This is a genomic window from Bacillus sp. FSL R9-9410, from assembly GCF_038050385.1.
Lineage (GTDB): Bacteria > Bacillota > Bacilli > Bacillales > Bacillaceae_G > Bacillus_A > Bacillus_A cereus_U.
This window is the reverse complement of record NZ_JBBOTV010000001.1, coordinates 4,241,569-4,256,362: the sequence shown is the minus strand read 5'-3', so window position 1 is coordinate 4,256,362 and position 14,794 is coordinate 4,241,569. Positions and strand designations below refer to the sequence as shown.

Sequence of the window (14,794 nt, the reverse complement as noted above, 5' to 3'; positions counted from 1 at the left end):
ATTGGGGCAGTATGAAGAAGTAGGATTTATATAAAGCTAAATTCAAGTGATTCCATTTGTTGATTACATAGAGAGTTCTTGAATGAGATAGAGTCTGTGTTGATTAAGTGGATGTGTATATATAGCGGATAAAGCCTTATGAAATCTATGCTTTTTCTTTAGTGGAATAAAGTATAATTATAAAAATATAACCAACTTTTATTACTAGGTCATAAAAGTTGTTGACAATATAGAAATTCTATTGTTATGATTCATCATGTGGAAAGGTTGATAGAGAGTAAAAAGAGAAATGTTTTTCATTGATAATAAAAGCGGAAAAATAAGTGACGATAGAGTGAGTATATTTTCCTTATGATAAATGCTTTTTGGATCACCTAGTAAAATCAATCTGGAAGCAAGAATCAATATATGCAAGTTGCGCAGGACGCGGCATAAGAAAGGGGCAAAAGGATGAAGGAGCTTCATACGTTTGGGTGGTATGCAGCGCGTGTATCACCACATTTGCCGAAAAAAGCATTTAAACCAGTTCCTAATCGTTTATTTGGTGGATTGGCTTATTTACTTGTGGCATTGGCTGGTTTAATAACGATCGGTGTATTTGAATTGAATGTGTGGGTAAATCTAGGAATTGCAATTGTTCTTGGATTATGTTTTGCTTCACTTGGATTTTTAGGACATGAAATTTTACATGGAACAGTTGTAAGAAAGGCATGGCTTCGTGATTTTTTAGGTGCGATAGCATTTATGCCATTATCAACTGGCCCAAAGCTTTGGAGAAAGTGGCATAATGCAACGCATCATGTCCACACACAGCATGAAGAGAATGATCCAGATGCATGGCCGACATTTGAGAAACTGAAAAAGAGTAAGTTTTTGAATTGGGTATATCGCATGCCTCTTCATGTACGTTCATTCTTTAGTTTTCTGTCACTAACAATTCAATTCACGTTACATTCGACTCGAATGTTCTTTCATTTTATAAAAGAATTTAAGTCATCCAATCAAAAATCTGTATGGCTGCAACTTCTTTTGCCCTGGACAGTTTGGATTAGTTTATTGTTTATTATGGGACCTGCAAAGTGGTTCTTTGCATACGTGATTCCGTTGTTAATTGCTAACTTTATTGTAATGGCGTATATCGCAACAAATCACCGCTTAAATCCAATTGTTCCAGTAAATGATCCGTTAGCAAACTGTTTATCAGTAACAGTGCCGCGCTGGGTAGACGTTTTACATTTCAATTTCTCATATCATACAGAACATCATCTGTTTCCTGCTATGAGTTCTAAATACTATCCATTAGTAAAAGATAAAATTAAAGAAATGTGGCCGGAACGCTATCACGAAATGCCGATGACAAAAGCATTGGCAGCACTTTGGAATACACCACGTGTGTATTATCACGGAAGTGAATTAGTTGATCCGCATAGGGAGCATTTCTATGGCTCTTTAGGAAATGGATTGGATCCTCATAATATTTCATATCGTGAGGAACATATAGAGGAAAAAGAGACTATAAAAAAAGCAAATCAATAATAGATATATTTTACGATGAAAAAGCAAGCTCTCTTAGAGCTTGCTTTTTGTTATAAAGAAACTTCTTTCTTGTTCTTCGTCTTGACGTGGACAGAGTTATTTTCTTTCCGTTGTAGTCTTTTTTCTAGAAGACTAACAAAATAAGTAAATAGAAGAACAAGTACGAGATAATATAAACCAACGATTATATATGTATCTAATTGTTGGAAGTTACCTGCAGCGATGGATAAACCTGATCCCCATAATTCGGACAATCCTACATAAGCGACAAGTGAAGAATCTTTTAATCCAATAATAAATTGGTTCCCTAGAGGGGGAAGAGACAGACGAAATGCTTGTGGTAATATAATCCGGCGCATCGCTAAAGGGTAAGGCATCCCTAAAGAGCGAGCGGCTTCTAATTGTCCCCGGTCAACGGATTGAATTGATCCGCGAAAAATTTCAGTAATATATGCACCGTTATGAATGGCTAAAGCGATTGCTCCTGCCCAAAAAGGGGTAAAAACAACAACAGATGTAATCCCAAAATAGAGAATAGCAATTTGAACAATTAAAGGTGTACCACGAATAATGGCGATGTATACATGAGCAATACTATTTAAAACCTTATTGTTAGAGATTCGAAAGAAAGCGACTAGTAATCCAATTAGTGAACCGAGTAATAGGGATGTTAATGTTAATTGTAATGTGACAATAGTAGCCTTTAACAGTGTGGGATAGGTAGAGATAAAAATTTCAAACATATGTGTCACCTCATATTGTATGGATTTTAGTAGGAATGAAATGCCCCACATAAAAAGTGGGGCATGATTTATGAAATCTTTGAATAGCCAACTTACTTTGTTTTTGCCTCGTCTCCAAGAATATTACGCCCAAACCATTTCTTACTAATCTTTTCATACGTGCCGTCTTTAATGATTTCATCTAGCGCTTTATTTACCTTTTCGACCATGTCTTTATTGTCTTTATGAATAGCAATTCCCATTTCATCAAGGTTTAACGGTTTTCCAGCTTCTTTTATATTGGATTTACCTTCTTTAATCATACGAAGACCAACCATTTGATCAGTAATAACTGCGTCTACACGTCCTGGTTCTAAGTCCATAAGTGCAGTAATATCACTATCATATTCTGTAATTTGATCTGTATGTTTTGCAACAAGGGTTTTGAAAGTACTTGCTTTTACAACACCTATTTTTTTACCTTTCAAGTCCTCTGGAGAAGAGATAGATGTATTCTTTTTAGCTACAAAAATTTGTGCACCAGAGCGATAATATGGATTTGAGAAATTCACGGCTTTTAATCGCTCTTCTGTAATAGCCATACTTCCTAATATCACATCATATTTTTTTGATTGTAGACCTTGAATCAATGTTTCCCAAGGATTTGTAACAGGAACAGGTTTCATTCCCATCTTTTTCCCGAGAGCTTCACCTATTTCTACATCAAAACCGACAAGTTTCCCGTCATTTTCTTTATAGTTAAAAGGTTTGTATAAACCACTCATCGCATAACGAAATTCTTTTTCACCATTAGATGAAGTGGTAGAGCTTTCCTTACTACAGGCTCCTAGTATGAAGGATGTGCATAATGTAATACTCGCAACAATGGTTAATAGTTTTCTTTTCATAAAACCCCTCCTATATATTGATCATACGGATTGTTTTCAATATGTTATGGAGATATTTTATTTGGACAATTAGTTGTGCCCCGTATGAATGCATTTCTTTATGTTTGAAACAGAAGTTATATTATAAAACGTTGCGTAAGAATTGCTTTGCCCGTTCATGCGATGGAGCGGAAAAAAATTGCGCTGGTGAAGCATCCTCTACAATTTTCCCGTCATCCATAAAGATAACGCGGTCAGCTACATCTCTTGCAAAATTCATTTCATGAGTAACAATGACCATTGTCATTCCTTCTTCAGCAAGTTCTTTCATAACTTGCAACACTTCTCCAACAAGTTCAGGGTCTAAAGCTGAGGTAGGCTCATCAAATAGCATAATTTTAGGGTTCATGGCAAGAGCTCGTGCAATCGCAATTCGTTGTTTTTGACCACCGGAAAGAAGGTGGGGAGTTACATCTGCTTTATCTTGTAGGCCGACTTTTTGTAGGAGTTGATTTCCAATCTCCTTTGCATTTGCTGTCTCCAATTTTTTTACGTGAATAGGTGCTTCTATGATGTTTTCTAGTGAGGTCATATGAGGAAAGAGGTTAAAGTGCTGAAAAACCATACCGACATTTTCACGGACTTTGTTTAAATTTGAATGCTTTGGATCAATTCGCTCACCTTGTAAGTGAATTTCACCTTCATCGTACATTTCTAAAAAGTTAAGACAGCGAAGTAATGTACTTTTGCCGGAACCACTGGCACCGATTAAAACAACAACTTCTTTTTCTTTTACTTCTAAATCAATTCCTTTTAAAACATCAAGTGAGCCGAATGATTTTACTAGATTTCGAACTTGAATCATACAAAACCCCCAGTCAAAAATATATTTACAAATGTTGCCCCGTATTTCTGTTATTAGTCATAAATTGTCAGAATCCTTTATTTTTTTCAGGGGATTTGATATTCAAGGAAATAATGATTTTAAAAATCCCTATATCTTTCTATAACGAAAATATGGATAATAATATATAGGCAGTACATATATTGCTTATAAAAAGGGGGAAGAAAAGATGGGAAAAGAAAGGAAAACTTTTTCCTTTGGTTTACGTACACAACTTATGCTATTTACTACAGTTTTAGCTTTTATTACATATTCAACAAGCATATTTTTTATTTACGTGATATACGATTATTTTCAAAGTTATGTAAGTCAAACTGTCTATAATATTATCGTTATGTTATTAGGTGTAGTATGGTCTGGAATTTTAGCGTATGGAGCAGCAATCTTTTTAATTAAACCACTTCGAAAATTGGAAGAGGCTGCAAGGAAGGCGGCCGATGGCGATATTCGTGAAGATGTCCCGTTACCAAAAACGGATGATGAGATTAAATCTTTAAGTGTTGCATTTAATATGATGCTCGAGAACTTAAGAGGTATGGTAAAAAATATTGATACTACATTTTGGTATACAAATAATCAAGTTCAGCAAATTAGAAGACAAACAGGGGAAGCGACAAAGCAAGCACGCGGTGTGTCTGAAACTCTTGCAGAGATTTCTTCTGGCGCCGAGCAATCAGCAGCTTCCATTCAGGCGATTGTTTCAACTGTCGATACAACAACCTCTATTGCGAGTGAAGTAGAAGAAAAAGCAAAACAGTCCGACGAGTTGTCTTTAGAAATGGTTCAAGCTTTAGGACAAAGTACACGTGTCTTTACTTCTTTAATTCAAGGCATTCAAACATTGGCAAAAGAGAATGAAGATTCGATGCAAAATGTACAGAAGTTAGAAGAACGAATGAAACAAGTAGAACATATTGTTTCTGTTGTGAGTGAGATTGCTAGTCAAACGAATTTATTAGCATTAAATGCTTCTATTGAGGCAGCTCGTGCTGGAGAGCATGGAAGGGGCTTTGCAGTTGTAGCTGAAGAAGTACGTAAACTTGCTGATGAAAGCGATCATTCTGCAAGAAATATATCGCAGTTATTACGAAATATGCAAGAGGAAGTGCAACAAGTCGCATTGAAAATGACGGAGCAAGTGAAAACAGCTAAAGAAGAGGCGAAACGCGGAGAAGCTACAGAATTAATTTTAAAAGAAATGTCATCGAGTATTATGGAAGTTGCTGATGCAACTAAGCAAATTAGTAGCTATATGAACGAACAAGTGAGTCACATTCATCAAACAGGAGCACAGACGAAGGCTGTAGCAGCAATTGCTGAGGAAACATCAGCTGGTTCACAAGAAGTGGCACGTGTGACGTTGCAACAATCTAAAAATATGGTAGTAATCGATCAATTATTAAAGGATTTAGAGAAGCAAGCAGCGGACTTGAAACAAACCATTGAACGATTTTCAATGTAAAAAGGAAGAACAGAATTCTGTTCTTCCTTTTTACGTATGGAAAGGAGGAATGCTTTGTTGAAAACGAAAAACATTACAAGGGTCATATGCTGTCTTCACTTTACGCAACCTTTGAAAATTAGAGCCATAATAACTAGTTTGCCAATTTTTTATGTCGATATCGGGCCAATTGACATAGTCTCCCAGTGTGTAAGGATCTAAGCTTTCCCGTAAATCTTTAACCCAGCGTATATTTCGATTTTCTTCATCGTTGCATTTCCAAGAAGTAATATATTCTTGAGCAATAATTGCCTTGCGGTGGAAATAAGCTGTTTCATTAGGCGAAATGTTTTCTACAGCACCTACGAGTGATTGGTGCCAAATACTCGCATCTTTATTTGGTGCATGAGAAAGAAAATATTGTAAGATTTGAATACCTTTAAGAGGGATAGGTTTATATACGTAGGAACCAGAACGTTTGAATTTTTCAGGAATATTGCCGCTATTAAAGAATTGAACAGCCTTTATATACGGGACTTCATCTATAAAGAGAGAAGGATTACCAGTTTCAAGAAGAGGAGATAATAGATGATAGAGTTCAGAAGGAGAGCCGACAAATTCACCTTTCACCTCGATTTTATTTCGTTGTTTAGAGAATAATTCAATTGATGAAGTGAGACGTTCATCTATATAAGGTGCCCAGTTTTGCCAAGCTTGAAATGCAGCAATAAAGTCTTTCCATTCCCATGTAAGTGAGAAAATTGATACGTTTTTAATAGGGTGGACTCGAAAGGTTAAGGAAGTAACAATTCCGAAATTTCCACCACCACCGCCACGGCATGCCCAAAATAGGTTAGGGTTTTCTTGTTCATTTGCACGAATGATTTTTGCACCAAATTTTCCGCACGCTTGTACCATTTCGACTTCTACTAATTGATCACATGTTAGTCCAAATAAGCGTGAAAGCATGCCAATGCCACCGCCGAGTGTTAACCCCACAATTCCGACACTTGCACTTGTGCCAGCTGGTATTGTAACACTATATTTCCAAAGTTCTTTATAAACAGTTCCAAGATTTGCACCAGCTTCAATTGTTGCTGTTAATTTCTCTGTACTAACCGTAATTTGCTTCATTTCACTCACATCAATAATAAGTCCGCCATTTAAAAGAGAGAAATTTTCGTAGCTATGACGTCCACTTCTTAAGCGAAATGGTATATGACGCTCACGTGCCCATTTTAAGGCGTTACACACATCATTTTTATTTTGACAAAAAACAATAATACAAGGAAATTTTGGAATGCTTAAATTTAAATTTATTCGGGCTATGTCATACCCAGGATTCGAGGGAACGACGATACGACCAGTTAATTTTGTTTGTTTCAATTTATATCTCCTTTCTGAAATAATATGAGCTTGTATTATTATATGAGGAGTATATTTAACACGCATGGACGAGAAGAGGAGAAGGATTAGATTTATCCCGTTATTTGCCAAGCAGTAAGACAATCCGGCTGAAGCAAGAAGATAGGGCTGCTCGTAAAAGCCCGATTGGTAAGGGCTAATAATCAGTGGGGGATGGACACCCCACACTGATTAAAGTTTCACTTTATCTTTGTGAGAAATAAATAAAGCATAAGAATAAGGAATCTACATAGAGTTCAATGAAAACAGTTGCAAACTATTCATATTTTGTTATGATAGTGTTACGAAAACGTTTGCATAAAAAAATCAGATGGGATGCAAAAGGAGAGAATTAGTATGAATAAGACATGGTGGAAAGAAGCTGTCGCTTATCAAATTTATCCACGTAGCTTTATGGATTCAAATGGTGATGGTATTGGAGATTTACAAGGTATTATTGCAAAACTGGATTATTTAAAAGATTTAGGTATAGATGTAATTTGGATTTGTCCAATGTATAAATCACCTAATGACGATAATGGTTATGATATTAGTGACTATCAAGATATTATGGATGAATTTGGTACGATGGAAGACTTTGATGCATTACTAGATGAAGTTCATAAGCGTGATATGAAGCTTATTATTGATTTAGTTATTAATCATACAAGTGATGAACATCCGTGGTTTATTGAATCACGTTCTTCTAAAGACAATCCGAAGCGTGATTGGTATATTTGGCATGATGGTAAAGACGGCGCGGAACCAAACAATTGGGAAAGTATCTTTAATGGTTCTGCATGGGAATATGATGAAGTGACAGAGCAATATTATTTACATTTATTCTCGCGTAAACAACCAGATTTAAACTGGGAGAATAAAGAAGTTCGTGAAGTTTTATATGATACTGTTAATTGGTGGCTTGATAAAGGTATTGATGGTTTCCGCGTCGATGCGATTAGCCACATAAAAAAAGAAGATGGTTTACAGGATATGCCAAACCCAAAAGGGTTAAAGTATGTGCCTTCTTTTGACAAACATATGAATGTAGATGGTATCCAGCCATTACTAGAAGAATTAAAAGAAAATACATTTGCTAAATACGATATTATGACTGTTGGAGAAGCAAATGGTGTGAAAGTTGAAGATGCTGATCTTTGGGTTGGAGAAGAGAACGGTAAATTCAATATGGTATTCCAGTTCGAGCATTTAAGCTTATGGGATGCAGAAAAGAAGAAAGATCTTGACGTTGTTGAGTTGAAAAAAGTATTAACAAAGTGGCAAAAAGGTTTAGAAAATAAGGGATGGAATGCTTTATACATTGAAAATCATGATAAGCCACGTATTGTGTCTACTTGGGGAAATGATAAAGAATATTGGCGTGAAAGTGCAACGGCTTTAGGTGCGATGTATTTCTTTATGCACGGCACACCGTTTATTTATCAAGGACAAGAAATTGGTATGACAAATGTTCAGTTCCCAAATATTGAAGATTATGATGATGTAGCAGTTAAAAATTTATATCGTGAGAAAATTGCAGAAGGAGTATCTCATCAAGATATGATGGAAATTATATGGGCTTCTTGCCGCGATAATTCACGTACACCTATGCAATGGAATGCTGAAAGTAATGCTGGATTTACAACGAGTACACCTTGGTTTGGTATGAACCCAAACCACAAGGGAATTAATGTTGAAAATCAGAAAAATGAAGAGGGATCTATTTTCAATTTCTACAAGAAGATGATTGCCTTGAAAAAAGAGCACGATGTATTAAATTATGGTACGTATGATTTACTTTTAGAAGATAATCCGCAAATTTATGCATATACTCGTACATTAAACGATGAAAAAATCATTGTTATTAGTAATATCTCGAAAGAGGAAGCAGTGTATAATGAGGAGAAATTTGCACTAGAACGCAAACGTTTGCTTTTAAATAACTATAAAGTTGCCGAGCATGATCAATTAACTACAATCACGTTAAAACCTTATGAAACAAGGGTTTATCGCATTGCATAATAAAAAAGGATGCTCTTTGAGCATCTTTTTTTATTAAAAAAAAAAAATTTCTATTGCAATGTGAAAACGCTTTTATTAAAATAGATTTATGAAAACGGTTGCGTAACAAAAAAGAAGGAATCGTTTTCATAAGAGAAACAGAAATTATAATTTAAATCATTATGTTGTTATAAATAAAGGGGAGGAAGAACAGATGAAAATTACGTCTTTTGATTTTTGGCAAAAGTTCGGGAAGGCATTATTAGTTGTTGTAGCTGTAATGCCGGCAGCGGGCTTAATGATTTCGATCGGTAAGTTAATTGGGATGTCTGCTGGGGATATTAACGCAGTTCATACAATTGCTCGAGTAATGGAAGACATCGGTTGGGCAATTATTACAAACCTACACATTTTATTCGCAGTAGCAATTGGGGGATCTTGGGCGAAGGATCGCGCAGGTGGTGCATTTGCAGCACTATTAGCATTCGTCTTAACAAACAGAATTACAGGAGCTATCTTTGGCGTAAACGCCCAAATGTTAGCGGATTCAAAAGCGACAGTTTCTTCATCATTAGCAGGTGATTTACTTGTAAAAGATTATTTCACTTCTGTACTTGGTGCACCAGCATTAAACATGGGAGTTTTCGTAGGGATTATCACAGGTTTCTTAGGAGCTACTTTATATAACAAATACTACAATTATAACAAACTGCCACAGGCATTAGCATTCTTTAATGGAAAACGATTCGTACCATTCGTTGTAATTGTATGGTCTACAGTCACAGCGATTGTATTATCACTTGTATGGCCATTTATCCAAAGTGGATTAAATGAATTTGGTCGCTGGATTGCAGCATCTAAAGACAGTGCACCGGTTGTTGCACCGTTTGTATACGGAACGTTAGAACGTTTATTATTACCGTTTGGGTTACATCATATGTTAACGATTCCAATGAACTACACAGAGCTAGGCGGAACATATACGATGTTAACTGGCTCAAAGGTTGGACAAATTGTAGCAGGACAAGATCCATTATGGCTTGCATGGATTACAGATTTAAATAACTTATTAGCAAATGGAGATACGAAAGCATATAACGATTTATTAAATAACGTTGTACCAGCTCGTTTCAAAGCTGGACAAGTTATCGGCTCAACAGCAGCGTTAATGGGGATTGCATTTGCGATGTTCCGTAATGTTGATAAGGAAAAACGTGCAAAATATAAACCAATGTTCTTATCAGCTGCATTAGCAGTATTCTTAACAGGTGTAACAGAACCAATTGAATTCATGTTCATGTTTATTGCGCCAGTATTATATGTTGTGTATGCAATTACAACAGGACTTGCATTCGCATTAGTAGATTTAATTGATCTACGTGTTCATGCATTCGGATTTATTGAGTTAATTACACGTACACCAATGATGGTCAATGCAGGATTAACGAGGGATTTAATCAACTTTGTCATTGTTTCATTAGTATTCTTCGGTCTTAACTTTACGTTATTCAATTTCTTAATTAAAAAATTCAATTTACCAACACCAGGACGTGCAGGTAACTATATTGATAATGAAGATGAGTCAACAGAAGGAACAGGAAATGTACAAGATGGTTCATTAGCAACAAAAGTTATTGATTTATTGGGCGGAAAAGATAATATTGCTGACGTAGATGCTTGTATGACACGTTTACGTGTAACAGTAAAAGATTTAGATGTTGTTGCACCAGAAGCAAAATGGAAACAAAATGGTGCTTTAGGACTTATTGTAAAAGATAAAGGTGTACAAGCAGTATATGGCCCGAAAGCTGACGTATTAAAGTCAGATATTCAAGATATGTTAGGTGCGTAATAATATGAAATTGCTAACTTTAAATTGTCACTCTTGGCAAGAAGAGAATCAAATTGAAAAAATAAAGTATCTTGCTAAAGCAATTCAAGAAGAAGATTATGATGTGATCGCATTGCAAGAAGTAAGTCAGTCTATACAAGCTGAAAATGTATGCGGTAACAAGAAAAAAGATAATTTTGGACTTTTACTGCTAAAAGAGTTAAGAGCATTAAATGTAAAAGAATACAATATTATTTGGGATTTCTCTCATATTGGATATGATGTGTACGAAGAAGGATTAGCAATTATAACAAAGCACAACATTGTAAGGGAAGATACGTTCTTTGTCTCAGAAAATAAGGATACAACGTATTGGAAAACACGCAAAATTGTAAGTGCAACAATTGTGTATAATGATAAGAATATAACGTTTTATTCTTGCCATCTCGGTTGGTGGAATGATGAAGAAGAATCATTCAAAGACCAAGTTGATCGTTTAATGGAGCGTGTAAATAGCAATGAACTTTCCTTCTTAATGGGTGATTTTAATAACAATGCTCGTTTGGAAGGAGAGGGTTATGAGTATACGATGCAAAAAGGTTTATATGACACATATGAACTAGCGATAGAGAAGGATGAAGGAACAACTGTCCAAGGTGAAATTGCTGGTTGGGATGAAAATAAACAAAACTTACGAATCGACCTAATATTAAGCAATCAAAGTAAAACAGTTACTTCTTCAAAAGTCATTTTTAATGGAACAAATCGAAATGTAATTTCTGATCATTTCGGTGTAGAAGTACAATTAGATATATAATAGAAGAAAACCTCACAGATAATGAAAAGCTGTGAGGTTTTTTTGTGAATACAAGTATTCCCAAGAGAAAATACTTGTATTTTTTATGACATTTCCTATATATTTGTTATTATTGAATGTAAAACTAATTTGGTCATTTTGTATGCATACTTTTTTTACTTCGTTATATAATGAAGTAAGTGAAATATTTAATGGGAAAAATAGTATGTTTTCATTTAATCCACGATGTAGAAAGTGATATAATTGCAAAATGTATGTATCATTTTCTAAAGAAAGAAAAATATATAATTAGGTGATTGCTTATATGAAACAGATTTGGCGTATTTATAAGACAGATTTACGGAATGTAGCCAAACATTGGGCTGCAATTGTTATTGTTTTAGGGTTAATGATTTTACCATCGTTATATGCGTGGTTTAACATTGAAGCCTCTTGGGATCCTTACGGAAATACGAAAGGAATCCAGATTGCAGTTTCTAACCAAGATGTTGGATCAAATTTAAGAGGGAAAGATATTAACATCGGGGAAGAAATTGTAGATTCACTTAAGAAGGACAAAAATTTCGGGTGGAAGTTTGTTGATGAAAAGCAAGCAATTTATGGAGTAGAGCGTGGAGATTATTCCGCAAGTATTACTATTCCAAAAGATTTTTCTGAAAAGATTGCAACAGTCTTGAATGAAAATCCACAGAAACCGGAAATTGATTACTATGTAAATGAAAAGGTGAATGCCATTGCACCGAAGATTACAGCTAAAGGTGCATCGGGTCTTACAGAAGAGGTTAGTAAAAACTTTGTTAAAACAGCAAACGGTGAGATTTTTAAAATCTTCAATGACCTTGGAATCGATTTAGAAACTAACTTACCGAGTATTGAGAAGGTCAAGGATCTTGTCTTTAAGTTAGAAGCACAGTTCCCAGAAATGAATACACTTGTGGATAAGGCATTAGATGATGCGACTCGAGCGGAAGATGTTGTGAAAGTAGCGCAAAAAGAGTTGCCAGTTGTAGAAAGTGTTATTAATGATGGGCAAGAAGCGTTAGGGAATTTAGATAAATTCTTTGCGAGAAATGATGAAACATTGAAACGTGCTCCAGGAACTATTAAGAATAACTTAATTGTAATGCAAAAAGGTTTAGATGGTGCAGCGGCAATTACGGATTACTTAAAAAATCCGGCATTTGATTTTAATCTGACACTTCCAGATCCAGCTAAATTACCAGAGTTACCTAATATAACTATTCCACAAATACCAACGCTTCCAGAGTTACCGCAAGTGAATGGTGAGGGATATAAAAATATTGCTACAAATATTGATCAAACTGTAAACAATGTTTTCAATTCTACTCGTGTTGGAACGGCATATGTGAAAAGTGTTATGGATGGGCTTCAAAATAAGGGCGTGGACCCAACTGTAGCTCAGAAAAATGTTCAGGATGCTTCAAAACTTCTCCAAGACCGTATTGATAGTGTTTCATATTTAATTGATTTCTTTACAACTTTTAAAGAATCAGCTTCAACGGACTTTGGTAAGCAGTTCTTTGGAAACAGAGCGGAAAGTCTAAAAGTGCTTAAAAATTCTATGGTGGATGCTAACAATAGAGTTAAGCATGTAGGGGATTTAATTAGTTCTGGTCAAGAAGTTAAACAAGATGTACGAGATGCTGTAAATCAAAAATTAGATGCAGTAAATAATTTAGTAAATCAAGCTGAAAAAGACTATAATGCAACATTTGTAGCTGACTTTGAAAAAGCAGTAAGCACAGCTGAACAATTGAAAAATAAGGCTGAAAATGTACAAGGAGATGCTCAGCAGCTAAGAGGCAATTTAAATCAAGATATAAACAAAGCTAATGAGATATTAAACAATGGTAGAGAGAACTATGATCAAGCTGTAACGGATTATGCAAAACTAAAAACTAATCTTGAAAAAGCAACAGCAGACTTAAGTAACAAAGGCGTTAATGGATTAGATTCCACAAAAGTAGCCTTAAATGATTTAAATGGACAGTTCCAAGCAGGATGGAATTTAGTTAATGATATGATTCCGGTTATGGAAAGTACAAATAAAGTTTTGGCCGATGTGAATAGTGGTAAAAATCTTAATGGCACAATTGCTAAGTTAAATAAGGCAAAAGATGGTTTGCAAAAAGGAATGGATTTAACTGATAAAGGAATTGACGCTATTAATAAAGGTCAAAAACCAGCAGCAGATGTTATTGAAAGTATTAATCAAGTATCTAAAAGTGTTTCAGGACAAATAGGTGACATCTTAGCTAATTACGATTCAGAAATTGTTCCAAACTTTAACGCAGCAATTGCTCGTACAAAAGAGATGTCTAAAAATACATCTCAAATTTTAGGCGAGGCAGATAAGAAGCTTCCAGATGTAAAAAAATTACTTGAAGACTCATCAAAAGGCTTAGTAGATGGTCAAAAGAAAATTGCAGATATTAAAGCTGAAATGCCAGCTACTGAGAAAAAGATTAAAGAATTAGCAGATAAAATTCGTGATTTTGAATCAGAAGAGGATATAAAAGACATCATACGCTTATTGAAAAACGATGTTGAAAAGCAAAGTGACTACTTTGCAAATCCAGTAAATTTAAAAGAGAATAAATTATTTGCAATGCCGAACTACGGTTCAGCAATGTCACCATTCTATACAGTGCTTGCATTATGGGTAGGCGCATTATTAATGGTTTCATTATTAACGGTAGAAGTACACGAAGAGGGCGCGAATTATAAGAGCCATGAAGTTTACTTTGGACGTTTATTAACATTCTTAACGATAGGTCTTTCACAGGCGTTTATCGTATCGATGGGTGATATATTCTTACTCGGTACGTACGTAGTCGATAAATTCTGGTTTGTGTTATTTAGTTTATTTATTGGGGGAGTATTTGTTTGTATCGTGTACTCACTCGTTTCTATTTTCGGAAACGTTGGGAAATCGATGGCGATCATTTTACTTGTACTGCAAGTAGCAGGATCGGGCGGCACGTTCCCAATTCAAATGACACCACCGTTCTTCCAAGCACTGTATCCGTTCTTACCGTTCACATATGCTATTAGTGCAATTCGTGAAACAGTAGGTGGAATGCTTTGGGATATAGTAACTAGAGATTTACTCGTGTTAAGTGTTTTCGTAGTAATCATGGTTGTGGCTGCATTATTACTGAAAAAACCAATTAACAAATCAAGTGAAAAGTTTGTTGAGAACGCAAAAGGAAGTAAAATTATTCATTAAA

10 protein-coding genes are annotated in these 14,794 nt (G+C 35.2%); 6 read left to right on the top strand and 4 right to left on the bottom strand.

Annotation, left to right across the window (positions count from 1 at the left end; genetic code table 11):
* Positions 1 to 450: 450 nt before the first annotated feature.
* On the top strand, positions 451 to 1,536 hold the full coding sequence (locus tag MKX77_RS22070; protein ID WP_341307804.1) for a fatty acid desaturase family protein: 1,086 nt from the start codon (positions 451 to 453) through the stop codon (positions 1,534 to 1,536).
* Between the two features lie 50 nt (positions 1,537 to 1,586).
* On the opposite strand, the gene MKX77_RS22065 is transcribed toward MKX77_RS22070, so the two are convergent.
* From MKX77_RS22065 to MKX77_RS22055, 3 genes are all read right to left on the bottom strand, one after another.
* On the bottom strand, positions 1,587 to 2,279 hold the full coding sequence (locus MKX77_RS22065; RefSeq protein WP_215555097.1) for an amino acid ABC transporter permease: 693 nt from the start codon (positions 2,277 to 2,279) through the stop codon (positions 1,587 to 1,589).
* Positions 2,280 to 2,371: 92 nt separating this feature from the next.
* Positions 2,372 to 3,166 carry an ABC transporter substrate-binding protein gene (locus MKX77_RS22060; protein ID WP_215555098.1) on the bottom strand — a complete coding sequence of 265 codons (795 nt, stop codon included), beginning with the start codon at positions 3,164 to 3,166 and terminating at the stop codon, positions 2,372 to 2,374.
* A gap of 121 nt (positions 3,167 to 3,287) precedes the next feature.
* Positions 3,288 to 4,010, bottom strand: coding sequence for an amino acid ABC transporter ATP-binding protein (locus tag MKX77_RS22055; protein WP_002113623.1), 723 nt, complete (start codon positions 4,008 to 4,010; stop codon positions 3,288 to 3,290).
* 208 nt (positions 4,011 to 4,218) lie between these two features.
* On the opposite strand from MKX77_RS22055, the gene MKX77_RS22050 reads away from it, so the two are divergent.
* Positions 4,219 to 5,511, top strand: a complete 1,293-nt coding sequence (locus MKX77_RS22050; RefSeq protein ID WP_341307803.1) for a methyl-accepting chemotaxis protein — start codon at positions 4,219 to 4,221, stop codon at positions 5,509 to 5,511.
* A 30-nt stretch (positions 5,512 to 5,541) separates the two neighbouring features.
* On the opposite strand, the gene MKX77_RS22045 is transcribed toward MKX77_RS22050, so the two are convergent.
* Positions 5,542 to 6,876 carry an FAD-binding oxidoreductase gene (locus MKX77_RS22045; protein ID WP_341307802.1) on the bottom strand — a complete coding sequence of 445 codons (1,335 nt, stop codon included), beginning with the start codon at positions 6,874 to 6,876 and terminating at the stop codon, positions 5,542 to 5,544.
* A gap of 375 nt (positions 6,877 to 7,251) precedes the next feature.
* Here MKX77_RS22045 and MKX77_RS22040 point away from each other — a divergent pair, with 375 nt between their 5' ends.
* From MKX77_RS22040 to MKX77_RS22025, 4 genes are all read left to right on the top strand, one after another.
* On the top strand, positions 7,252 to 8,916 hold the full coding sequence (locus tag MKX77_RS22040) for a glycoside hydrolase family 13 protein (protein WP_341307801.1): 1,665 nt from the start codon (positions 7,252 to 7,254) through the stop codon (positions 8,914 to 8,916).
* Between the two features lie 193 nt (positions 8,917 to 9,109).
* A complete protein-coding gene (locus MKX77_RS22035) occupies positions 9,110 to 10,747 on the top strand; it encodes a PTS transporter subunit IIBC (RefSeq protein ID WP_341307800.1) in 1,638 nt (545 codons plus the stop codon).
* Positions 10,748 to 10,751: 4 nt separating this feature from the next.
* Positions 10,752 to 11,543 carry an endonuclease/exonuclease/phosphatase family protein gene (locus MKX77_RS22030; RefSeq protein ID WP_341307799.1) on the top strand — a complete coding sequence of 264 codons (792 nt, stop codon included), beginning with the start codon at positions 10,752 to 10,754 and terminating at the stop codon, positions 11,541 to 11,543.
* Between the two features lie 304 nt (positions 11,544 to 11,847).
* Entirely contained in the window at positions 11,848 to 14,793 is a 2,946-nt protein-coding gene (locus tag MKX77_RS22025) for a YhgE/Pip domain-containing protein (protein WP_341307798.1), read from the top strand.
* Position 14,794 lies beyond the last annotated feature (1 nt).

What these genes read in the sequence shown, in the direction of transcription:
- MKX77_RS22070 (WP_341307804.1), top strand. Translation starts at nt 451, where the DNA reads ATGAAGGAGCTTCATACGTTTGGGTGGTATGCAGCGCGTGTATCACCA.
- MKX77_RS22060 (WP_215555098.1), bottom strand. Translation starts at nt 3,166, where the DNA reads ATGAAAAGAAAACTATTAACCATTGTTGCGAGTATTACATTATGCACA.
- MKX77_RS22025 (WP_341307798.1), top strand. Translation starts at nt 11,848, where the DNA reads ATGAAACAGATTTGGCGTATTTATAAGACAGATTTACGGAATGTAGCC.
- MKX77_RS22030 (WP_341307799.1), top strand. Translation starts at nt 10,752, where the DNA reads ATGAAATTGCTAACTTTAAATTGTCACTCTTGGCAAGAAGAGAATCAA.
- MKX77_RS22035 (WP_341307800.1), top strand. Translation starts at nt 9,110, where the DNA reads ATGAAAATTACGTCTTTTGATTTTTGGCAAAAGTTCGGGAAGGCATTA.
- MKX77_RS22050 (WP_341307803.1), top strand. Translation starts at nt 4,219, where the DNA reads ATGGGAAAAGAAAGGAAAACTTTTTCCTTTGGTTTACGTACACAACTT.
- MKX77_RS22065 (WP_215555097.1), bottom strand. Translation starts at nt 2,279, where the DNA reads ATGTTTGAAATTTTTATCTCTACCTATCCCACACTGTTAAAGGCTACT.
- MKX77_RS22040 (WP_341307801.1), top strand. Translation starts at nt 7,252, where the DNA reads ATGAATAAGACATGGTGGAAAGAAGCTGTCGCTTATCAAATTTATCCA.
- MKX77_RS22055 (WP_002113623.1), bottom strand. Translation starts at nt 4,010, where the DNA reads ATGATTCAAGTTCGAAATCTAGTAAAATCATTCGGCTCACTTGATGTT.